The following is a 21,489-nucleotide window of genomic DNA, read 5'->3' on the forward strand; positions in this document are numbered from 1 at the left end:
GATCAACCGCCTCCCACAAAATGTACAATCTCTAGGCAATCTCCATCCTTCAGTACTGCTTCATCATGATCTTCACGGGTCAATATACGCCGATTCAGCTCTACCACTACAGTTTTCACCTTTACATCAAGCTCATGTAGCAATTGATCCACATGAGTGATTCGATTAGAAAAGGTCAGGCTCTGGCCGTTAATCGTCAGCTTCATAAGCTTTCCTCCTTGAGGAGCTCAGAAGAAAATCTACTTATCCCAAGTTCAGCTGCACCAGCCCCATTAAGCATAGCTGCCAGCGCACGCCCGGTAGCATCACTCAGCAGGACACCGTTGCGATAATGCCCGACGGCAGCATATACGCCCTCGACCCCAGGGACAGTGCCTATAAAAGGATGACCTGATGCGGCCTGCGGACGTAAGCCCGCCCAAGTGCGTATAAAAGAAGCTTCACGGACGCGCGGCAGCCAAGCAGAGGCACGTGCCAGCAACCCCTCCAAGCCTCCTACGGTCACCTCTTCGTCATATTGATGCGGAAGGCTCGTTGCCCCAATCCAAAGCTCGTTATTCTGTTTAGGCACGAGGTAAATATCATCAGCATAAATGGTGTATTCTAACGGGTGATCCTTCAAGGAGACCGCTACCGCTTCGCCCTTGACCGGATAAAGTGGATATTCAAATCCAACCTGCGCTAGCAATTTCATGCTATCCAAGCCTCCGGCAATAATGACCTGATCGCAGGAAAAAAAGCCACTATCTGTTCGAACACCGCAAACTCGACCATTCTGTATGACCAGTTGCTCTGCCTGTGTACCAGACCATACCGTTGCCCCCAGCACCGCAGCAGCACCTGCATAAGCACGGCAAAGCTGGACAGGAGCCACTTGTGTCTCTTTTGAACGATATATTGCCCCGATCGCTTGTTCATCCAAACCTGGAATTCGTCGGGCCAATTCCTTCGCATCCCACCAGATAGGACAATCATCCTCTCGCGTTTTAGCAGCTTTCCAGCGTTTTTGGCCTTCAGTTTCCGTACGGAAAGGAGTCACAAATCCTTCTGTACGGAATTCCACCGAAATACCTGACAAACGCTCCAGATCACAGACAAGCTCAGGGAATGCGTCTCGACTTATGCGAGCAAACCGTGCCAGCTCAGAGTCGGTGAACTCTTCACTTTCCGCTGCCAGCATTCCAACCGCTGCTCCTGAGGCTCCCTCACCCGGGATCAATCGTTCCAGCATGATCGTACTTCTTCCCTCCTTGGCCACATGGTAAGCAATGGAACTGCCGATGACACCTCCACCTATGACCAAGCATTCAGCGTGTCCTATCGCTCTTGCCTCTGTGTGTATCTTTGGCATTTGTTCCGTGTCTCCTCTCCATAAACCATTCTGCTTTCAGCTTGCCTCTACTCTCGTTTTCTCGCTACAGGTTGTGAACTACAAGATCTGCCATTCGCCTATATTCCAGCGCAGCTGCAACGGGCGACTCAGCCTCCCATATACCAGACATCACCGCAATTCCGCTTGCTCCGGCCCTATAAAGCTCCGGGATATGGTGCGGTTGTATGCCGCCCAGCGCGATCACCGGAATGTTCGACAGCCTGCAAATATGTTCAAGCTGAGCTAAACCCCGTGGTACAATACCGGGCTTACAATGGGTCTCATATATGTGACCATAAAGTACATAGTCCGCTCCTACCCGCTCGGCAGTCTGCGCCTCCTTCAAGGAATGCACAGATACTCCACAGCGTGTACCCTTTGGAAGTAGGCTTTTCACATCCGCTACAGGTAATCCATTAGCTGGTAGCTGGACGGCTCCAACCAAAGTAAGTAAAGCTACATCCACACGATCATTTACTACAATTTGTTGCAAAGGAACTCCCTGCTCCACCATGCTGCGAGTCAAAGATAGCAATGCAGAGGCACCATTCTGTTTTAAACGTGCGTGTACATAATGAACATACGGACAAATCACAGCAGCCACTTGGGCTGCTTGTGCAAAAGTGCCCTTTTCCATCGAAATTGCGTGTAATTCGATTTTGTCTTCACCTCACATTGGACTAATGGATCTAAGCTTAGTCAGCCACGTCTACCAGCAGTAATGAAAGGGGATTGTATGTGAATCGTCTACGGAAGCTCGAACAACTTAAAGTGAACGAAACGCAAAAAAACCACTTCCCCAAGGAAGTGGTTTAACGAACGTCCAATAATCGAACGGACAATGATATCCGTATACGTGTATCGTCCCACGCACAAACAAAAATAAGATGGTGTTGCCTTGTTTGTACGGCGCTCACTTCCCTACGCTGGCATAACCCAGATCAGGTGCAAAGGGTCCGAAATCCATTTATTCCGTCTCAGCCGCATGGGCGGCTCCCCTAGTGTGACTATTTTATTGTATAAGCTAAAGATAGCTTAGCATATTTTCCTAATTCTGCAAACCCCACTTCGTGTGAAATATGCAGAATTGGATTTAGTTGATGTTAGTTAACTTTACTTGACCACTCTTCCACATTCCACGTTTTGGTTACCCAATCCTCGTAAAAGTCCGGTTCGTGAGATACAAGCAATACGGTCCCTTTGTATTCCTTCAAGGCACGTTTCAGCTCATCCTTAGCTTTAACATCCAAGTGGTTGGTAGGCTCATCGAACAGTACCCAGTTGCTTTCACGCATTAACAGTTTGCAAAGACGGACTTTAGCCTGTTCTCCACCACTGAGCGCAGATAGCGGACGCGTGATATGCTCATTCTTTAAACCGCAACGCGCCAAATGCGCTCGTACCTCATGCTGGTTCAAATGTGGGAATTCATTCCACACATCGTCAATCGGTGTAATTTTCTCCGCCTTTACTTCCTGCTCAAAATAAGCGGGCTGCAAAAAATCACCTTGATAGGTTTTTCCACTGATTGGCGGTATTTTTCCCAATATGGTTTTGAGCAATGTCGATTTACCGACACCGTTGTAGCCAACAATAGCAATCTTTTCGCCACGTTCAATCGTCATGGACATTTTAGGCAAAAGGGCATGCGTATAACCAATCTCAAAATCAATACCCTCAAATACCGTCTTTCCGCTTGCACGTGCTTCTTTGAATTGAAAGGTTGGCTTCGCAGCTTCTTCAGGCTTATCTATACGTTCGATCCGATCAAGTTGCTTTTCACGGCTCTTTGCTCGGCCTGATGTAGAGGCACGCGCTTTATTACGCTGAATAAAATCTTCCTGTTTCTTAATAAAGTCCTGTTGCTTCTCATAAGCATCAATATGCTGAGCTTTGTTCAGATCCGCCATTTCAAGAAACTTTTCATAGTTAGCTGAATAACGGGTCATCTTGGCAAATTCAAGATGGTAAATAACATTAACGACCTGGTTCATAAACTCAGTATCATGTGAAATAAGAATAAAAGCATAGGGATAATCCTTCAAATAGCGCGTAAGCCATTCAATATGCTCTACATCCAAATAGTTGGTAGGCTCATCCAGCAGCAGGACATTTGGCTTTTCCAACAGCAACTTAGCAAGAAGCACCTTTGTCCGTTGCCCACCGCTAAGTGCAGATACATCCCGGTCCAGTCCTATGGCCGACAGACCTAGTCCATTCGCCATTTCTTCAACCTTCACATCAATGAGGTAAAAATCCCCCATATCCAGTTGCTCCTGAATTTCACCCATCTGTTCCAGCAGCACTTCCAACTCTTCAGGAGAAGCATCCCCCATTTTGTCAGTAATCTGCATCATTTCCTTTTCCAATTCCAACAAAGGAAGAAAAGCGTCTTTCAAAACATCACGTACCGTTTTGCCCGGTGTCAGCTTGGTATGCTGATCCAGATAGCCGTAACGTACACGTGGAGTCCATTCCACTTTACCCTCATCCTTAAGCAATTTTCCAGTCAGAATGTTCATGAGTGTCGATTTACCGACACCGTTAGCTCCTACCAAACCTACACGTTCCCCCGCAAGCAATCGAAAGGAAACATTTTTAAATAATGCGCGGTCCCCAAAGTTGTGAGATACATTTTCTACAGTCAATAAACTCATAAGCTGTTTTTGGCTCCTTATTGTCATCGGCGCTGCCGACTGTTCTTATTTCATATGCATTTCGTTTCTTTCAAAGCTTTATTGTAGCACATTCTGCAACCATATCGGAATATGGAAAACAGCGATTTTTAAGGTTTTTGATATGGATCTGCCTAAAAAAAGAAAAACCACCCATGAAGGTGATTATTTTAAGCCATTATAACATTTGTACTCAAAGTATCCCGCAGCTGCTGCAGATTTTTCATCCGCAAAACGTTCACTCGCTTTAAAGGGAGCTGGACATGAATCTCTATAAAAATATTTCATCCCAGTATCTGGTTCTATGCCGCCTATAATGTCTTGCTTTCTAACGACTCTCCCACCACCAAATCCATAGTTATTGTAATACCTGTCTCCGACCGGAATGCCTTGGATAAACGCGATCAGACCCACATCATCTACTGTGTTGTACCACTCCTCTTGCGGAATGAGCGGTAGCGTGAACGTATAAGTTATGCCGTTACGTGCAGCTTTTTCGTTATGGACATTAATAATTCGCGCCAGGTCCTCTTGGACGCTGCGAACGATGGTGGAACGACGTATTTGCTCAAAAGTTTCTGAATTATTCAGTAAAGATATAGGGGTCTGGTCCTGAAGTTCCTTTCGAAAGCCCTCCACCCACCTGTGATTCCGCGCATCATATGCGTGCACATAATTATCCAAGGTGAACCCCACACTGTTGCCTACTGAATCAACATAGGCATATGGCTTTTTTTCGCTCCATTTGGGACCTATGGCAGCTTGTCCATGCTCGTCGGTATAGGCTTCTGAAGTGAACGCATAATAACCGTCATAATCTAGAATTACAATGGCTGGTATGTAATCCAATAATGCACGTTGTGCTACTATATCCCCATCAATGCCTACATTAAGAAAAAGGGTGTGCAGGAACGTGTGCAGCGCTGCTTCTTTATCTACACGAAAAAACTTATCCGATCCGTATCCGGCCTCGCGTTCTTGACGTTCATTCTGTGAGAGCATAACCCCTGCATCCTGAACTGCGGTACGGAGAGCCGACGTATATTTCATTTCTAGCTGCTGCACTTCACGCTGATTCTGGACCCGTAAGTCACTAACTACACCAAAGGGCAAAAACAAAAGTATAAATATGACTGCAAAATCAGTAATCTTCATTCAGAACCATGCCCCCGTAAGAAGCTGTAACTGCCGGCTTTCCGCTATCTGCCCCACCGAGAAGCCATGATTTGTACAAGTCCGCAGGAGTCCGATTCGTATTATGTAGCCGGACCGTAAAATAATCCCCGGCCATCAAGGTATACCGACGTAGCTGATCTGATTTTGGCTGCTGATTGTCAGGAAACAGTACAGGTAAGATTTGCGGATTATAGTACCCATCATATACAGTTTCATAATTGCCCAGAAAACTGTCTGGCTTCGCGGCATCTGCATAGTCCGGTACATACTTTTTGTGCATATGCTCCAAGTCAACTTCGTAGATATTGCCTGTCAATTCCAGATCACGCATAAAATCGTTATACATCGTCGGTGTAATGTAACCTTTGGTTCTTACCATATCAACAAAACGTACAGTTGAATGATATGTATTTAACCCGGATATATCATCCTGCCGTTCAGCAGCTTGAGCTGCGGGTACGATGTACAAAAGCAATACAGCGAGCAGTGCCCCCAACAGCTTGGATATTGTTTGAACCACTTCATTCCTCCTCCAATTTCTCAAAACGTACAGATGTTATGTCCCCATTCCCATTACGCTGTGGGTATATGGAATATAAAGAAGAAGCATCCAAGGTCGATACATCAGGCTCAAACGGTTCAGAATACGCATCGTACTCTGTTCCGTCGACATGAATCGAAATCCCCTCCTGTAAGTTCATGCGAATTGCCTGCATTACCTGAGTTCCTTTTATCCGTTCCGGCAACCCCACCCCAGCAGTACGGGCTATTCGCCCTTCAGAATGCTCCTCCTGCTGTGATCTTAATTCCAGTGCACCATCCAGCTGGCTGGACAAGTCTGCTGCCGTTACACATGCGGTTATGAACAGAATAACTGACACACCAAGCCGCAGCATGCTTGAAGCGTGATCAGACATACTCTCATCCCCCCTATGATTATTATCTTTACTGTAGTGCTTAGGACTGGGTAAACAACAATCCACGGACAACGTTCGATTTGTCCTTGACGATTTCAGCCTTGAATTTGCCACTTGGATTTACGTATTCATTCTCTTTCTCATTAAGCGTATTCGTGATTTTCCCAGTCTTATCACTGCCGCCATTCACGGCGCCATACTGTTCACTGTCTGGGCTAATGTTCAGAGCATTACCGTACCACTGGCCTGCCATATTTTTGCCGGTTTTAATCTGAATGCCGAATTGGTCCTTCCCCTGAAACTTCCGCAGCGCATTGGTCACCTGGGAACCGCTAATGGTTGTGCCATCATATACCGTAAAAGAGGCTTGCGACAATTCGGTCTGGATATCAGCAAAATTGTTTTGTGCCGTTTTAGTCGCCTCCTGGGCTGAAATAAACAGTATAACTACAATCGTAATTAGAGCGATGGTCAAAAATATCCCAGCGGCTACCTTTAAAGCTGTTGATGCGTTATTCATTATTTTTCTCTCCTTAGCTTGTTATTTTGTATTAGTCATAATAGAACTTTTTCACTGAATTTTTTGTATTTGCTCATAATAGTTATCCATTTGAACAAAGCTCATACCGATCAACGGAATCACCAAATATAAAAAGATAAGACCATACATCGGGGCAAAACCAATCATCCTCCCCCAGATAGCCTTGCTGTCTATTATTTTTTCATACTCCTGTTTTCTTTGTTCGAAATAGTAGGACATATAGGATTCCAAATCATCGAAGGCCTCTCGAATCGTAATTTTACCCAAAGACAAATGGAGCTTGTCCACTAGACGTTGAAATTCCGGCAAAGGTGCCTCTTCTTTTAGCAAGTCGAGAGCTGCCTCTGGCCCGTGTTCATAATGAAGCAAACATTTTTGCAGAGGTCTTTTGAATATAACTGAAAATCTGTTCAGCCACTCCAATATCTCCTCGACAGACATTCGTTCCATAACCCGTAAAATGGAAATAACCGTTTGAAATTGATACACCTCATGCCTCATATCCAACCGACGCATTTTTCGTTGCAAATATAATAAAAGCATAGGCATTTGATAGGCTACATACCCAACAATCAAACTAATCAGTACTTCCCACCACTTGATGTATTCATCATTCCAATCTTTCAGCTTTTGGAGGATACGCCGAGTATTTGTGGATAGCTGTTCAGGAGTAGCAGTTCCATTAGCATTATGCTCTAAAACAACGTACGTTTGTTCGTATGTGCTGTTCGCCCTCATGTTCAGCGAATGCATGATTTTGCGATCAATCTCACTCTGCTTCAAAGCTTCTTTTTGCTCCACCGGACTTAAACGTCCAAACATTTGACCTGATTGTACTGGGGCGTGAAGGATATGCGTTTTCTCAGCTTCATGTAAAAAAAATATCGTACTGATGCTGAGCACCAATCCTACGATAAAAAGAGCCATTCTGCGTATGTAGAGCCACTCCAGCTTAACCTCCGCACCACTTTCCTTTAATAGACGGGTTATTTGGAAATAAGAAGACATATGCTGACGCGGAATTAAAGAATCCACCACATTACGAATGATGGGAAAACGGTATAGCTTCTGCTCCCAAACCCTCCGGCCTCTACCCGCACGATATCCTGTCTCATCGGTCTGTTGCAGTTTCTGTAACAGGAAATAAGATACGATTATCACAATATAAACGGACAATTTCGTTATATAACCCAATTTTCCCTGATAAAACTCATCCATGGATGGAAAGCTGGATCTCGCCCATGTCTCGATTGGGGTCGTAAAGAAAACAGGTGCCAGTGCGATCACGTTTAGACTTTTTAACAGATAGTCCAGTTTATTTCTTCGCAGCAACTCCAACTGGATTTCGCGTGCGAGACTGCCGAGCCCCTTCAAATAAATGGAGCCCCCCTCATCAACCCGGTCACCAAACTCCATTACCATATATGAGATACCGGCAAAAGCTTTTAAAAATCGATTAGGAGCCGACTCATAGTATCTTTCCAATGCTTCGTGCGGATCAACATCTGTTAGCGCCTCATGGATGAGTCGTGCGTGTCTCCCAGCCTCTGCCTCAGCTAAATCGGCCGCTTCGGATATGGCTTCCTCCACCATACCGTGCTGATGGTAATAATGACGTACATTGGCGAATAATTCGATCATCTGTGCAAGTAGCCTTTTTTCCATCCGGCTAATGGCCATATCCAAAATAAGACTGTTGATTACCACTCCGCATAAAACAGCCAATATAGCAAACTCTATTCCTGGCTTCATCATGACCAGCACAACGCCACTGCAAGTAAAAGCCCCCCAGATGAACAGCGTCATCTTCATGGTCTGTAGGCGAAGCTTGTACTCATCGTAGGCATGCTGACCAGCTAGTCGCTTACGTACACTTGTGATGTATCCAGATAAAAAAGGCACCTTCATACACAGCGTGTACAACTTATGCAGTAAGGCTTGCAGCTCACGTTGAAGTACCGCTTTTCCTTTGCGCCCTTCCTGAACAGAATGAATTCGTCCTCTGCGAACTGCATGACTACCGCGCTTACGCAACCCCCACAAAACTATATATAGAAGCGCAAAGCTCCCACCTGATATTAGTAAAATCCATAATAAAATTTCTTTAAGACTCATAGTCTTCCTCCCAATAGCGGGTCAAAAAACTGCGGAAATCTCTGGCATCCTTTACATTCATCTGCTCACACATTTCTTTTGCACTTTTGGCAGTTAGGGGCTCCATCGGTATATAGCTTCCGTTCCGATATTCCATAACGTGGCGATAACTATAGCTCGATGAAGCATTGGAACCTGCATCCGTATGATCCGGGTCACGCGGCACGCATTCTGTGATCCGTTCGATGTAGCGTCGCCCTTCCGCATCACGTTTGAGATGCACATCAAAGTTAATGACATGAACTACCTGTTCCTCAGCGATGCCTTCATGCTGAAATACTCCTGTTTTGAGCAATGAATTACGAAGTGAAAACACGAGATCACGAAATGTTTTGGCATGATGAGTAAAAATGGTGAACAGACTGGCAACCTGCGACATTTGAATCATCCAAGCAGCTACTTCATCACTTGCTACTTCGCCTAGTATATTGACGGTTCCATCTGTTTTTTTCTGCAAGTCAAGCCCTTGTTGTCCTGAAATATGGTCCGTTTCTCGAAAGGTAAGAATGTTACGGCGACTGTAAATGCTGCGTAGATGCAGTTCAAAGGCCATTTCTTGAACACGAAGCGTATACGAAGCATAAATATGCTTGACCATCGCCATTAACAACGTCGTCTTACCTGAACCCTGCGCGCCTGTAATAGCAGTAATCCGGCTGCCTTTCATTAAATAAGAAAGTAACTGGATTGGAAAATCAGCATTCTGTCCCTTAATTAACTGTTCCAGCGATGCGCTTTGAATATCGAATTTACGGACAAAGAAAGCCCACGATTCTGAGAAAGGAGGGCGCACCACCACTACCCGTGACCCATCCTTCATTTCGTTGACCTTATAACCATTCGCTTCGGAAAGCTGTCCCGGGTAATTGTATTTATAAATATTTTGGCACACCCTTTTAAGTTCACGCTCAGATCCGAAGGAAAGGAACGAAAGATGGATAGTTTTACCTTTATAAAAGATCCATACGCTCTCATAACCATTGGCAGTAGGCGCAGATGTTTGTTCAAATACATACCCATCCGAAGGCCAGTCTGATGATGCAGGAATCCCACCTTCCGGCATACCACTGACGCCCCCACTTACACCGTCGATCCGCTGGTCACGAATATCATCAATGACGGAAAAGCCTTTGTAATGCTGATAAATCCGCTGGACAATAATATCCACTTTCTCCAAAAAGGAAAGAGGGCGGTACTCACAGTCATAGATATAACGAATATCCTCTGCGGTAACGAGATAACTTCCATCTTCTTCACCTTGCTGTGAATACCTCATTTCGGCCAAGTCATAAGTATCCAGTAAACGTGATAGTGCATCAGCGCCAAACTTCTGCTGGTATTGGTAAAATATAATTTCGAATTGATCCTGTATGCTAAACAACTCAGGTCGGGAGAATGGCATAACAATATCGACAATTTTCTCGTTTAAGCCGTAACCGTTAATCAGAAGCTCAGCCATCAGATTTTTAACAAAACGTTTATCACCCATGCTGCCATTGGCACAGTCCTTTAACGCCCTGCGTAGTTCCGCCCTTTGATGGATACGCCGTCTATATTCCTCTTCATGCAATCCGGCATCCGCCATCTGGCTATGACTTAGTTCATGAAGTGCATTTTTGATATACTCTATTAATGTTTCGAATGTGGCATCTTCGTTCTTTTTTTCTACCCGAAGGGTTGAATGTCGCGAGTGAAGATTCCCTCGGTATTTAACAATAATCAGTACGATGCACATCAGTACTATACAGGTAAGAATCAATCCGTTGATCATTTGAGCGGACAGCATTTAAGCGCCCCTCTCCAAAGCCTTGAGCCGAAGATCGGACTCTGCCGCCTCCAGAATAGCTTTGCTGATATGCCGTATACTCTGCGCCCATCTCACGGGCATAAAAAGCTTGCGGTGCTGCTCTTTTCCACTTCGCACCTCACGCTGCACATGGCCGATCACATCCCTGCGGTTCCATGCGTCCATAAATCCGGTGCTATAAGGGACTGTATACAAAGCACCTTTGTAGCCATATCTCCTGCGAATATTCGTTTCATTCACTTGAGAATGCACATCATATTTCCCAAGTACAATCAATAAGGGTAACGATGAATAGGTAGATAACGGAGACACAGATTCAAAATAAGCGTCTAACTCTCGCATATTCTGAGTGAGTGAAAGAACGGCCAGTTTGGCTCGTGCACATGCTTCATGCTGTACAGCCCCCCACCCTGCTCCACTTCCTGCATCAATCAGCGTTAAATCATAATATTGATTCGCTGTATCTATTACTGCCCGTACAAGCCCTGGAGATAGTAACGGCGGTGCAGCTCCAAAGCTGGAGGTTCCCTCAAGTACATCCAAAGTATGTTCGAGTACAGGCGTCGTATAATTACGAATATTTTCTTTAGACAGTGTCCCTCGCAGAACTAAACGTGCGGCAGCATCCCAGCCCCCTTCCTGAAGCTGTAGGGTTGGATCGTCCATACCATACTCTTGTATAGGTAATCCTGATTCAATACCGGTATATTTACGACCCAAATGAGTCAATAATAGTCTTCCTCGATATAGATTGCCTATGGTAATTGCTATTGCTGCCGCCAAAGAGCTACTTCCACTAGCCCCCTTAATGGGGCTCCAAAACAAAATGGTACTCATGCTCTACTCCTTTCCGCACGCTTTAGCGCACGACGACTCACTTTTAATTCCCAACTCATCCATTCCCCAATACAACGGCATAATTGTTTCTTATACGTTCTGGATAGCGGTTTTAGTAGTAGCTGTTTTTTATGCTCATTTTCCAGTTTCAGAGCAAGCAGCCCCTCATCCCATGGCAGTACATATGGCTCTTGCTGCCAAAAAGCTGGGAAATGGTTCATGTATTCCCACAGGTACGGCTCCTCCACACCACAATCCACAGCCTGTAAAAAAAGCTTGTGAAATACAAGATCTTTAGGAAATTCAGGTTGACTGAATAAATGCTCAAGCCAATTCTGTCCGTTATGCATTAGCATGCGGCTATAATCACTGACCCAAACTCGGAGTTCTGCCCTTTTCCAAACAGAAATGGGGCAAAAATTAGGTAACTCTACATCCAAAATAACAATGTCATAAGCCTGCTCTGCCTTCTGATCAGCCGTCATACCTATATGCAGGTCTTCCCATGCTGTAAATCCAATTGCTACATCAAAACCACTAAACTGCGTAATGGGAAGTGGTTTGTCAAGCATCCCTATGCTATACCGATACCGTCCCCGCAGCGTAGCATCCACAAGCAGTACCTGTTGGCCGGAAGCTGCTAATATGCTGCTGATGTATAACAAGGTATCGCTTTTGTCACAAAGCCCGGCAAATATCCATGTTTTCATACTTCCGTTCCTTTTCTCTCATTTATTTGGCATACGGATCAGAGCTTCCGTCCTGCGTCAGAATCTTTGTTTGTTCTTGATGATCCTGCTCGTTCTCATATTCATTTCTTGTATCATCAATTCCGCTTGCTGGGTTTTCTATAGTAGCACCCGCATGCTGAGCTGCAATTTCCTCACTCAGACTCCTTTCCACAGGTGTTGAAATCACACTGTTTGATGAATTAATTGCATTTTCAAGGGAATCCCGCAGCTGCTTGGACAGCTTTTGTTCAGCAATGTGTATCAAATTTGGATCACTATTCATTAACGCTAACACCTGCGCATTAGGCGGATAGGTCGGGATTGCTTTGGGCTGAAATTGGGGATCGACATATGTCAGAGCATAAATGGATGCTTTATGCAGATAGGCATCAACAATCGCGCTCGAAAGCGATAATATTTCCTGCTCATTCAAAGTGACCCAGACAATTGGACCTTCCAGTCGGGAAATCTTCTTTTTAGATAATAGAATGTAATCCTGACCTGTTGGAAATTGAATGCGAATATCCACTTCGTCCCCCGACTTCAGGCTGTTGGGTAGTACCACCACCTTTAGCTCACGGTTGCGTAAATCTTTAGGTGTGGGTTCATCAGCAGTTATCATAGCCGATGTAAGCACAGATCCTTTTTTAAGCTCAATCTTGGCTGTGGTTCCGGAAACTTCACTTTTATCTGCCAGCAAATTTGATGGAGCCTGAGAACCGGGAACTTTAATTCCCTTCAAATCATTAGATGCAATCTGTTCACCTGGAGAAATGTCACGGACAACCACCCAGCCTTTTTTCGCGGTTCGTTGCTCCTGTTCATACACTTTCCATTTCAGTTCTGCCTCTACCTCAGCCTGTTTCCTGACCTCATTCATTTGATGGATATTAACCATAAGGTAGCCAGCAAAGATAATGCCAACAATCCCAGCGCCAATGCAACCGGCGTATAGTTTTTGTTTACTGCTTTTTCTTAGCTTAGACACACAACTTCTCCCCTGCCTCTTTTGATATATACCTTCTATCTAGCGCCGTCGCTTAAGGAATACGAAGCGTCTTCTCCGGGTATCTGGAATGACTCCGCGAAACAGTTCGTCCAACACCTGATCCATCTCATCATCCGGTTCGAAGGGGTCTGAGTGGAACGGTAGAGCAAATACTTTATTGTGATCCAGCTCCTTACGAAGCCTGCGGGCCGCCTCCGAGGTTGCCAATGGCAAGCAGTAATTCCATTTGTGCTGTGGATGGCGCTGAAGAGATCGGGCTAACCCTGCTATATCCTGAACTCTCCATTCGGCCCCTGAGCCAACGACGAGCGGATAATCGGCTCTCAAGAATTCTTCCAGTCGTTCATTGTCCTGCCCACTCCCCAGGTCCAGTACGATAAATCTATAGGAACCACCCAACAAAGAAATGACATCCGCACGAGATGTTTGTCGCCAGTAATGTACTCCATCGACTTCAAAACGCCGACTTGAACTCGATTGTCCAACAGATGTGCCTTCTACGACTTCTTGAAGTCGGGCAAATGCTTTGGCTGTGCTGTGCAGCTCAACCAAAGCTACGGAGCGGGACCTTCGAGCCAGATAGTGGCTCACCGCAATTGCTGTATGCGTAGCACCGGAGCCGGCAGATACACCCAGTACAGCCACTACCCTTGTACCTGCATAATCCAATGAGGCATCATTAACGGATATTCCTTGTTGAGCAGGCTGAAAATCAGCACTGTGCCGCAGTTCTCCAATGACCTCCCCGGCAGATTGAAATCGTTCCTCAGGATGCTGACGCAGCAGTTTTCGAATCACTGGGATCAAATGGCGGGGCAATTCTCCGCGAATATACCCTTCTACTCCCGCAGTCCACTCGCTATATTTGCCTCCTGTACAAAGATACAATAGCAGCGCTCCCAAACTGTATAAGTCTGAACGAGCATCCGTCTGACCAGCTCCATATTGCTCCGGAGCAGCGAAGCCCACTGTGCCCAGCTTTACCGTATCTTGATCCACCTCAGCCTTATAGCTCCTCGCTATTCCAAAATCAATCAGTATAAATTCCATTTCCGGTGTCAGCATAATATTCGTTGGTTTCAGATCCCGGTAAATGACTGGCGGTTGACGGGTATGCAAATAGTCCAACACATCCAGTACCTGCAAAGCGAATGGGACGATTTGCTCCTGTGGAATATAGCCTTGGTAGTCCTTCATGTATGCTTCCAGCGTAATTCCTTCGATGTAATCCATGACCAGATATACCGCACCAGATGGAGGATGCTCAAAAAAATCAACAATTCTCGGTAAACGTGGATGGCTTAGCGAAATCAGCATCTCTGCCTCCGTGCGTACAAGCTTCATCACTTGTGGCCCGGCAACCGACTCCTTCACCGCCCATTGCTTGCCTGGCAGTTTTAAATCCTCTGCCATGAACACGCGGCTCATTCCTCCCGAACCCAATGTGCGAACAATACGGTAACGCTCACCGATAATTGATCCGAATTCCAACTGTGATGGTTGCTTCATTATTCTCCTACCACCTTTCTCAAGCAGACAACGCAAAAAAGGGAAAGCTGCCGCAAAATCAAATTTCCATGTCGTCATGAAAACCGTTTTCGCGGGATGCTTTCCCTTGATTTAAACGTGATTATTATTTTTTAAGGAACAATTTGGATTTATTATATAGCATACCTGTATCCATTGTAAAGTATTATTTTCCATACTTGATCATGTACAGGGTGATCTCATCTCGGTTATGGAATAGCTGCTTAGCTCGTTGAATCTGCATGCCGGACTCTTCAAATGAAGCAATTACATCATGAATGAGCGCCAAAGGCTTTTTATGCATTAGCTTGACCGTAACGATAGCAGTACCACCACTTCGCAAACTATATAGTAAATCAGTAACGAGCCTTGCCATTTGCTTAGGACTCCAGCTCATATCACAAACCAGCAGATCGAACGAATTCTCTTTAAATTTGACTTCACTTGCATTTTTACGCAAAAAAGTCAGATTGGCGTACTTCATCAGTGATGGCTCCATCTTTGCCGGATCAACCGCTGTAACTTTCAGTCCCCGTTCCAGTAAGAAGGAAGTCCATCCACCCGGTGCTGCCCCAATATCCAGTCCCTGATGGAAAGCGGCAAAATCTATGCCGAACGTTGCTTCTGCTTCCAATAGCTTGAATTTGGCACGAGAAATTTGTCCATCTTCTTTTCGAAAACGAACCGCTCCTCCGCTCCAATCCGATAGATTGTCCTCAGGACGCGATACACCTGCATACCACGTATCTGTATCTGCAAAAACGGACACAATAAGATCGGCGCCTTGTACTGTCTGCTCCATAGGTAGATCACTTAATTGTTCACTCAAAGCCTGCTTGAGCGCACCTGCGCTTTCAATCCAACTGCTATTAGATCCTTTGCGCACTTGTAAAGAAACACGTTGATCCATCAGTTCCTTGCGGTTACGGATGAATGCAACCAGACGCTCCTGTACCTGAACCAGGTCCGTTCCTTCTTCCTGAAAATGAACAGGAAATAAGTGACGTAAAAACATCGGCGGCTGACCTGTAATTGTCCTCACTGCCTCAATTTCTTCCGCAGGTAGTGTAGCCAGAAAAATTTCACCAGGTAAAAGCATCGTGCTTTTAACAGAGCCAAATATTCTTCTAAGCTCCTCTTGAGCATAGGGTGCAAAACCGTGATTGGCTGTACAAACAAATCTTGATGATGACAAAGTAGATTCACTTTGTTCATCTGTACTGATATATAGTTCCTCCAAAATAACATTACCCTCCAGTGCACACCCGAATCCAGGGGCGTTCTCCATCCCAATCCAGCTCAACCGGAACTTCATATGTGTGCATAATCAATTCTTTCGTTAAAACTTCCTTTTTCGGGCCAGCTGCTGCGACCTTACCATCACGAATCAATGCAACATGCGTAAAGAGGGGGACAATCTCCTCAATGTGATGAGTCACATAGACCACTGATAACTCCCGCTTGCGGAGCCGATCAATCTCGACCAGCATTTTTTCCCGCTCAAATAGATCCAACCCGGCACAAGGCTCGTCCATAATTAGCAGACGAGGTTCTGCCATCAGTGAGCGGGCCAGCATCACCTTTTTACGTTCTCCTTGAGATAACGTCCCCAGCGGGTGATGAATCAAGTCGCCTAAATTCATACCCTCCAGCAAAGATATGGCCTTTTCTTTTGCCTCTGTCGGAATTTCCTGATAAAAGCGCAAAAAAGCATACGCACCTGTAGCGACCACTTCCCAAACGGGATCTTTTAGCGCCAGCTTTTCCAACAAAGTCTGGCTGATATATCCGATTTGTTTGCGAACTTCCCGCACATCACATTGACCATACATTTGCCCAAGGACTTCAACCGTACCACGACTTGGAAACATATACCCTGTCATCATTTCCAGCAATGTTGTTTTACCGGAACCATTGCGACCCAGAATAGCCCAATGTTCACCTTCTCGTATGTCCAGGCTTACATCGTCCAAAATCCGTCTTTCTTCCCGCTGCAACGTAATGCTCTTCATGGATATCATTCCATCACGCTCCTTATTTTGCTCAGCAAGTGTTCTACAGATTCCATTTTGTAGATGATTTCAGGATTTTTGTTTTCACCATTATATATAAGAAGCGCTGGAACACTGGATATCCGGTACTCCTGTACCAGTTCAGGAATATAGTTAATGTTGCTCTGCACCACTGCTTCTTCAGGGAGCAAATACTCTGCTACCTCCAGCATTTTACGGGCAGCCGCGCATGTTCCACACATGGGAGTGTACACAAACAAAGCCAGCTTGCATCCCTCCCATATGGCACGGCGCACCTCTTTTTGTCCGATCTCTTTCATCGTTCAGACCCTTTTCTGATCTCTCGCATACGTTCCTCTGGTATGGGCCCGTTATGCACGGTGACTCCCTCTGGCTTATTCGCATAGAGTAGCTCGTACATGGCTCGCCGCCCCTCTGGACTGGAGGAATGCAAGTAAATTTCATGTGGATATAACCGTTTCCCTGCGATAGCAGCAGCCACATCCTTTCCCGTAGGCTGACCTGGACCCAAATCATAATCTAGCGATAGTATTGAAATAGGGTATTCATGAAGTAGCAGCAGACACTCATCCGCATCTCTTGCCAGCTTAAAGCCCGGAGGACAAGGCCGATAATCGTCCATAAACAAATACATCAACTTCTCCTCCTTTTTCCCATAAATGCAAGCTCACAAGCCTCAAAGATAGTTATTACCAATCAGACCGATTTACTCCCAGCTTAGAATCATTTGAATATCCTCCTGATGTGTCCCATCAGGTCCCGTCCCACTCTCCAAAACGATAGGAATACCTCTTACAGCATCCTGATCTGTCATCCAACGCATTCCTTGAGTACCAATGTAGCCTTGGCCCACACGGGCATGTCTGTCTTTTTTAGAGCCATACGGGTATTTAGAATCGTTCAAATGAACTCCGCACAGAGCTGACCAATAGCCGAGACGATTCCCTTTTTCGATCAAAGCCTCGTCCATTCCACCGTTCCATAATCCCGCTGCATACGCATGACAAGTGTCAAAGCAAAAGCCGATACTGTCAGGATTCTGGCACAACTGACGGATTTGCACCAGTTCCTCAAGCGTGGTTCCCATGGGCCCGTGATCCCCCGCCTGATTTTCAATCAATATTTTAGCTTTTCCTTGCCAGCCTTCCAGCACATCATTAAAACAGTTAATAATGTTACGATAGCCCTCTAGTGGGTCTGACGAATGCAGATGCCCAAAATGAACGACGATCCCTTTTGACCCACAGGCTTCAGCAATATCCAGATCATTGCGTAATGAAGCAATCGTCAGCTCATAAAGTTCCTGACCACGCTCGGACCCATGAGCCGGATTAACAGGATATGGTGAATGAGCAATGGATTGAAGCTGGTGCTCTAAACAGTAAGCGTTGCAAGCAGCAGCATCAGTAGCACTCCATTCCTTCAGTCTAAGACTACGAGGATTTTTCGGGAAATATTGAAATGAACGTCCCCCCTGCTCTCGCGCACGCATAGCGGCTTTGGAAAAGCCACCACGCGTACTCACATGGGAGCCGATGAGCAATTTAGGCATCATGCTGCTGTACCGGGCAATAAAATGCTTTTTTCCCCGCCAGTTCAACCCTTACAATTTTTCCGCCACTTGGAGATTCTTCTCCTTCGCGGTCATATACTCGACACTGATGATCAAATCCACCTGTTAGCGTGTCCCCCTCCATTAGAGGCATTTCCATGTACCCGCCTTCCGCAGTAGCTTCACGTAGTACGGATTGAGTGGCATGATATAGTTTTTCCACTTTTTCTGGGGACTGCACAATGTTTTGTACTTTGGAACCCGGTGTAAATCCGGCGATATAAGCAATTTCGTCCGAATAACAATTGCCAATACCCGAAAAAATCTGCTGATTCACCAGCGTTGTTTTCAAAATCCCCCGGCGTCCCTTCAGCCGTGCTGTAAACTTTTCCAATGTCATGCGGCGGTCTAACGGATCAGGTCCCAGGTCTGACAAAGCCTCCTCTGTTTCTTTAGCCGTCAGTAAGTGCAGATAACCTAAGCGCAGTCCGATAAAATAAAGCTTTAATCCACTAAAATCTAATTCGATCTGAACTGTACGATCTGGACGCTGCTCCTCCGTTCCCAGATATAACAGTCCTCCCAACATCAGATGAAGTACGAGCCGCCCGCCCGTGTTTAAATGAAAAATCAAATGCTTGCCTCGACGTTCTAAATATACAACAGTCGTTCCCAGCAATTGCTTCTCAAACGTTTCCACTTCAGTATTAATGGACTTTTCACGGCTAACCTTCACTCCAGTAATCGGAATGTCCAAAATTTGTTTTGATAATAAGATTCTGTAGTTTTCCATTTCAGGAAGTTCCGGCATATCAACATCTTTCCTTTCGTAGCTACATAGCTTTTAATTCTCGCAAGTTTTGTAAGACATATACTTTCTATTATTTCAGCTCTTCTTTCATCCAGTCCTGCAGTTCAGCGAGATTTTCAAACATCAGGTCAGGCTTCACTCCAACGGTATGCACATGTTCATCCATATTAGCGCGGGTCGTCACGCCCGACAGGATCAGAGCTGTTTTACAACCTGCTGCTGCACCTGCCGCAATATCTGTAAGCATATTATCGCCCACAACCAGAGCTTCATCCGCCCTAATGTTTAAGCGGTTCAGCGCATAGTTCATCAATACGCTTGAAGGCTTGCCGATGACAATAGGCTTTACCTGTGAAGCTGCTTCAATTGCAGCTCCAATCGTACCTGCACCTGGCGTTAGCCCATCATGTGAAGGCAATTGGAGATCCGGGTTTGTCAAAATAAAAGTTGCTCCTTCCCGAATCCAACGCATGGCAGCGGCCAGCGCATCATATGTAAATTGACGATCTATCCCCTGCACCACATAATCAGGATGGTTCTCAACAAGCTGCAAACCGGCTCCTGTGAGTGCATCGCGTAATCCTGTTTCACCAATACAATAGACACGAGCTCCAGGACTTTGCTGTGCAACATATTGTGCAGCTGCTAACGCCGAAGTATATACTTCATGGCTGGCCGCTTCAATTCCCATACCAACCAAATGCTCAGCCACCGATTCGGGTGTGCGTGAAGCATTGTTTGTAACATAAGCATAAGGTATCTGGTCTGTACGCAATCGGGATATGAACAGATCCGCACCCTTGATCATCCGATTTCCATGATAAAGTGTTCCATCCAGATCAATTAGTAACGATTTTATCGCAATCCCCTCCCCCACTTCAAATCCATTCACATCAGAGCATTGAAAATTATAATTCATCCCACGAACGATGTTCTCCTTCTTATTTAACCACCTTAATTATTCAGGTCATAAAATAATCGGCCGTCTCCATTCATCTCATCTATCTTAAGTCAAAAATGCTTATGAAGTCCATGAATTGCTGGTAAACCCTCCAAAATGGCGCCATTCCTCGCTAAAAGCCGTCGCTTTCACATGACATAAGTTCACTTCTTCGTCGAAATCCATCGAAGGAGCTATTTCCTCAAAGGAAATCTCCTGTATTTCCTGGTCATACTCAAGAAATAGAATCCTTTAAATTCGATATATAGAAACTCGAATATGACACGCCTCTATATGTGGTAGAACAAATTCATCCCCCACCACCGTGTACGGGTTCTCATCTCTTGTCGCATCCTGCGCTTTCCCGGAAAATAATTTGGGTGAAAAACAAAGGCACCGGGGCAAGCCCCGGCACCCATGAACATATCTTCTCCAATCGTTTATTAACCGATATCGGGTACCGGTAACAACACATGCTGCTCCGCAAGCAATGAATTGGGAAATATGCTTCGCGCTTCCTCCAGCAATGGCTGAAGCTGCTCCTGATCTTTATACCTAGAACTAAAATGCGTCATGATTAGCTGACCCGCACCTGCGGCTTTTGCAGCTTCCGCTGCTTGAAGCGCCGTACTATGATGATACTCGTATGCTGTATCTGACAGTTCATGCAGAAAAGTGGCTTCATGAACGACGACAGTTGCATCTTGAGCCAGCACTACCGTATTCGGACAAGGTCTCGTATCCCCTAAAATCGTGATAATACGCCCTTTTTTCGGCGAACCCAGTACATCCTGAGGATGCAAAATAACTCCACCTTCTACCTCCACGCTTTCCCCACGCTTTAACTTACCGTACACCGGGCCGGGCTTAATACCATATCGCTCCAACAGCTCTTGGTTAAGCTTACCGGGCTTATCCATCTCTACAACTCGGTAGCCATAGCTGTCGATCCGATGATCCAGCAAAGCTGACTCCACCCGGAATTGACCGTCATCAAACAGAACCCCGCCCGTATGCTCCACAATATGTAGTTGGTAATTGATACGCGATTGGCTGATCCCTAAAGATAGCTCGATATATTGCTGGATTCCAGGCGGTCCATATACCGTCAGTGGTGTCGTTCCCCCCTGATACGCCCTGCTCGACAGCAGTCCCGGCAGACCGAAAAGATGATCCCCATGCAAATGGGTGATAAATATTTTTTCAAGTCTGCTTAGTTTGAGCGGCGAACGCAATACCTCTTGTTGAGTGCCTTCGCCACAGTCGAACAGCCACATGCTTCTTCGTTCTTCCAGCAAACGAAGAGCGATGGACGTTACATTTCGCTGAATCGTAGGCACCCCTGCATTTGTACCGAGAAAATAAAATTCCATAACATTAACCTTCTTCCTGCTGACCAGCAAAAAA

At 45.6% G+C, this 21,489-nt stretch carries 22 protein-coding genes and 1 riboswitch; all 22 genes read right to left on the reverse strand.

Translation table 11 applies throughout. The annotated features are described in order from the left end of the window. Positions 1-2 precede the first annotated feature (2 nt). On the reverse strand, positions 3-206 hold the full coding sequence (gene thiS / locus ACUUJN_RS14420) for a sulfur carrier protein ThiS (RefSeq protein WP_013310519.1): 204 nt from the start codon (positions 204-206) through the stop codon (positions 3-5). After that, entirely contained in the window at positions 203-1,351 is a 1,149-nt protein-coding gene (gene thiO / locus ACUUJN_RS14425; protein ID WP_023988979.1) for a glycine oxidase ThiO, read from the reverse strand. The genes thiS and thiO overlap by 4 nt, the downstream gene beginning before the upstream one ends. A 64-nt stretch (positions 1,352-1,415) precedes the next feature. Further along, on the reverse strand, positions 1,416-2,009 hold the full coding sequence (locus tag ACUUJN_RS14430) for a thiamine phosphate synthase (RefSeq protein ID WP_023988980.1): 594 nt from the start codon (positions 2,007-2,009) through the stop codon (positions 1,416-1,418). A 264-nt stretch (positions 2,010-2,273) separates the two neighbouring features. After that, positions 2,274-2,382, reverse strand: a riboswitch (TPP riboswitch). Positions 2,383-2,475: 93 nt separating this feature from the next. After that, a complete protein-coding gene (locus ACUUJN_RS14435; RefSeq protein WP_023988981.1) occupies positions 2,476-4,029 on the reverse strand; it encodes an ABC-F family ATP-binding cassette domain-containing protein in 1,554 nt (517 codons plus the stop codon). A 183-nt stretch (positions 4,030-4,212) separates the two neighbouring features. Further along, on the reverse strand, positions 4,213-5,202 hold the full coding sequence (locus ACUUJN_RS14440) for a hypothetical protein (protein WP_484668621.1): 990 nt from the start codon (positions 5,200-5,202) through the stop codon (positions 4,213-4,215). Further along, on the reverse strand, positions 5,189-5,743 hold the full coding sequence (locus ACUUJN_RS14445) for a hypothetical protein (protein WP_053325604.1): 555 nt from the start codon (positions 5,741-5,743) through the stop codon (positions 5,189-5,191). The genes ACUUJN_RS14440 and ACUUJN_RS14445 overlap by 14 nt, the downstream gene beginning before the upstream one ends. A gap of 1 nt (position 5,744) precedes the next feature. Further along, positions 5,745-6,140, reverse strand: a complete 396-nt coding sequence (locus tag ACUUJN_RS14450) for a hypothetical protein (RefSeq protein ID WP_053325605.1) — start codon at positions 6,138-6,140, stop codon at positions 5,745-5,747. A gap of 40 nt (positions 6,141-6,180) precedes the next feature. Continuing rightward, positions 6,181-6,660 carry a hypothetical protein gene (locus ACUUJN_RS14455; RefSeq protein ID WP_023988985.1) on the reverse strand — a complete coding sequence of 160 codons (480 nt, stop codon included), beginning with the start codon at positions 6,658-6,660 and terminating at the stop codon, positions 6,181-6,183. A 51-nt stretch (positions 6,661-6,711) separates the two neighbouring features. Beyond that, complete coding sequence (locus tag ACUUJN_RS14460; protein WP_484668622.1) at positions 6,712-8,796, reverse strand: hypothetical protein; 2,085 nt, start codon at positions 8,794-8,796, stop codon at positions 6,712-6,714. Further along, positions 8,786-10,621, reverse strand: a complete 1,836-nt coding sequence (locus ACUUJN_RS14465) for an ATPase, T2SS/T4P/T4SS family (protein WP_023988987.1) — start codon at positions 10,619-10,621, stop codon at positions 8,786-8,788. The genes ACUUJN_RS14460 and ACUUJN_RS14465 overlap by 11 nt, the downstream gene beginning before the upstream one ends. Next, positions 10,622-11,479 carry a hypothetical protein gene (locus ACUUJN_RS14470; RefSeq protein WP_023988988.1) on the reverse strand — a complete coding sequence of 286 codons (858 nt, stop codon included), beginning with the start codon at positions 11,477-11,479 and terminating at the stop codon, positions 10,622-10,624. Then, complete coding sequence (locus tag ACUUJN_RS14475; RefSeq protein WP_023988989.1) at positions 11,476-12,189, reverse strand: hypothetical protein; 714 nt, start codon at positions 12,187-12,189, stop codon at positions 11,476-11,478. The genes ACUUJN_RS14470 and ACUUJN_RS14475 overlap by 4 nt, the downstream gene beginning before the upstream one ends. 22 nt (positions 12,190-12,211) lie before the next feature. Further along, positions 12,212-13,198, reverse strand: coding sequence for an SAF domain-containing protein (locus ACUUJN_RS14480; RefSeq protein WP_023988990.1), 987 nt, complete (start codon positions 13,196-13,198; stop codon positions 12,212-12,214). A gap of 39 nt (positions 13,199-13,237) precedes the next feature. Then, on the reverse strand, positions 13,238-14,731 hold the full coding sequence (locus tag ACUUJN_RS14485; protein WP_080751676.1) for a serine/threonine-protein kinase: 1,494 nt from the start codon (positions 14,729-14,731) through the stop codon (positions 13,238-13,240). 181 nt (positions 14,732-14,912) lie between these two features. Then, on the reverse strand, positions 14,913-15,971 hold the full coding sequence (locus tag ACUUJN_RS14490) for a 23S rRNA (cytidine(2498)-2'-O)-methyltransferase RlmM (protein WP_053326575.1): 1,059 nt from the start codon (positions 15,969-15,971) through the stop codon (positions 14,913-14,915). A 22-nt stretch (positions 15,972-15,993) separates the two neighbouring features. Continuing rightward, entirely contained in the window at positions 15,994-16,767 is a 774-nt protein-coding gene (locus tag ACUUJN_RS14495) for an ABC transporter ATP-binding protein (protein ID WP_023988993.1), read from the reverse strand. Next, complete coding sequence (locus tag ACUUJN_RS14500) at positions 16,764-17,078, reverse strand: thioredoxin family protein (RefSeq protein WP_023988994.1); 315 nt, start codon at positions 17,076-17,078, stop codon at positions 16,764-16,766. Before ACUUJN_RS14500 ends, ACUUJN_RS14495 begins: the two co-directional genes overlap by 4 nt. Next, positions 17,075-17,413, reverse strand: coding sequence for a cyclic-phosphate processing receiver domain-containing protein (locus ACUUJN_RS14505; protein WP_076295954.1), 339 nt, complete (start codon positions 17,411-17,413; stop codon positions 17,075-17,077). Before ACUUJN_RS14505 ends, ACUUJN_RS14500 begins: the two co-directional genes overlap by 4 nt. Before the next feature lie 72 nt (positions 17,414-17,485). Further along, positions 17,486-18,334 carry a deoxyribonuclease IV gene (locus ACUUJN_RS14510; protein WP_179086226.1) on the reverse strand — a complete coding sequence of 283 codons (849 nt, stop codon included), beginning with the start codon at positions 18,332-18,334 and terminating at the stop codon, positions 17,486-17,488. Beyond that, on the reverse strand, positions 18,324-19,142 hold the full coding sequence (locus tag ACUUJN_RS14515) for an Fpg/Nei family DNA glycosylase (protein WP_484668623.1): 819 nt from the start codon (positions 19,140-19,142) through the stop codon (positions 18,324-18,326). Before ACUUJN_RS14515 ends, ACUUJN_RS14510 begins: the two co-directional genes overlap by 11 nt. A gap of 70 nt (positions 19,143-19,212) precedes the next feature. Continuing rightward, on the reverse strand, positions 19,213-20,061 hold the full coding sequence (locus ACUUJN_RS14520; RefSeq protein WP_081391290.1) for a TIGR01457 family HAD-type hydrolase: 849 nt from the start codon (positions 20,059-20,061) through the stop codon (positions 19,213-19,215). Between the two features lie 464 nt (positions 20,062-20,525). Then, on the reverse strand, positions 20,526-21,455 hold the full coding sequence (gene rnz, locus ACUUJN_RS14525; protein ID WP_076295952.1) for a ribonuclease Z: 930 nt from the start codon (positions 21,453-21,455) through the stop codon (positions 20,526-20,528). Between the last annotated feature and the right edge of the window lie 34 nt (positions 21,456-21,489).

This window comes from Paenibacillus sp. LRG-1, assembly GCF_057220305.1.

Excerpts from the sequence above, each read along its gene's own strand:
- ACUUJN_RS14450 (WP_053325605.1), bottom strand. The coding sequence starts at position 6,140 with ATGTCTGATCACGCTTCAAGCATGCTGCGGCTTGGTGTGTCAGTTATT.
- ACUUJN_RS14465 (WP_023988987.1), bottom strand. The coding sequence starts at position 10,621 with ATGCTGTCCGCTCAAATGATCAACGGATTGATTCTTACCTGTATAGTA.
- ACUUJN_RS14455 (WP_023988985.1), bottom strand. The coding sequence starts at position 6,660 with ATGAATAACGCATCAACAGCTTTAAAGGTAGCCGCTGGGATATTTTTG.
- ACUUJN_RS14460 (WP_484668622.1), bottom strand. The coding sequence starts at position 8,796 with ATGAGTCTTAAAGAAATTTTATTATGGATTTTACTAATATCAGGTGGG.
- ACUUJN_RS14515 (WP_484668623.1), bottom strand. The coding sequence starts at position 19,142 with ATGCCGGAACTTCCTGAAATGGAAAACTACAGAATCTTATTATCAAAA.
- ACUUJN_RS14510 (WP_179086226.1), bottom strand. The coding sequence starts at position 18,334 with ATGATGCCTAAATTGCTCATCGGCTCCCATGTGAGTACGCGTGGTGGC.
- thiS (WP_013310519.1), bottom strand. The coding sequence starts at position 206 with ATGAAGCTGACGATTAACGGCCAGAGCCTGACCTTTTCTAATCGAATC.
- ACUUJN_RS14430 (WP_023988980.1), bottom strand. The coding sequence starts at position 2,009 with ATGGAAAAGGGCACTTTTGCACAAGCAGCCCAAGTGGCTGCTGTGATT.
- ACUUJN_RS14500 (WP_023988994.1), bottom strand. The coding sequence starts at position 17,078 with ATGAAAGAGATCGGACAAAAAGAGGTGCGCCGTGCCATATGGGAGGGA.
- ACUUJN_RS14520 (WP_081391290.1), bottom strand. The coding sequence starts at position 20,061 with ATGAATTATAATTTTCAATGCTCTGATGTGAATGGATTTGAAGTGGGG.
- rnz (WP_076295952.1), bottom strand. The coding sequence starts at position 21,455 with ATGGAATTTTATTTTCTCGGTACAAATGCAGGGGTGCCTACGATTCAG.
- ACUUJN_RS14505 (WP_076295954.1), bottom strand. The coding sequence starts at position 17,413 with ATGTATTTGTTTATGGACGATTATCGGCCTTGTCCTCCGGGCTTTAAG.
- ACUUJN_RS14440 (WP_484668621.1), bottom strand. The coding sequence starts at position 5,202 with ATGAAGATTACTGATTTTGCAGTCATATTTATACTTTTGTTTTTGCCC.
- ACUUJN_RS14495 (WP_023988993.1), bottom strand. The coding sequence starts at position 16,767 with ATGATATCCATGAAGAGCATTACGTTGCAGCGGGAAGAAAGACGGATT.
- ACUUJN_RS14470 (WP_023988988.1), bottom strand. The coding sequence starts at position 11,479 with ATGAGTACCATTTTGTTTTGGAGCCCCATTAAGGGGGCTAGTGGAAGT.
- ACUUJN_RS14475 (WP_023988989.1), bottom strand. The coding sequence starts at position 12,189 with ATGAAAACATGGATATTTGCCGGGCTTTGTGACAAAAGCGATACCTTG.
- ACUUJN_RS14435 (WP_023988981.1), bottom strand. The coding sequence starts at position 4,029 with ATGAGTTTATTGACTGTAGAAAATGTATCTCACAACTTTGGGGACCGC.
- thiO (WP_023988979.1), bottom strand. The coding sequence starts at position 1,351 with ATGCCAAAGATACACACAGAGGCAAGAGCGATAGGACACGCTGAATGC.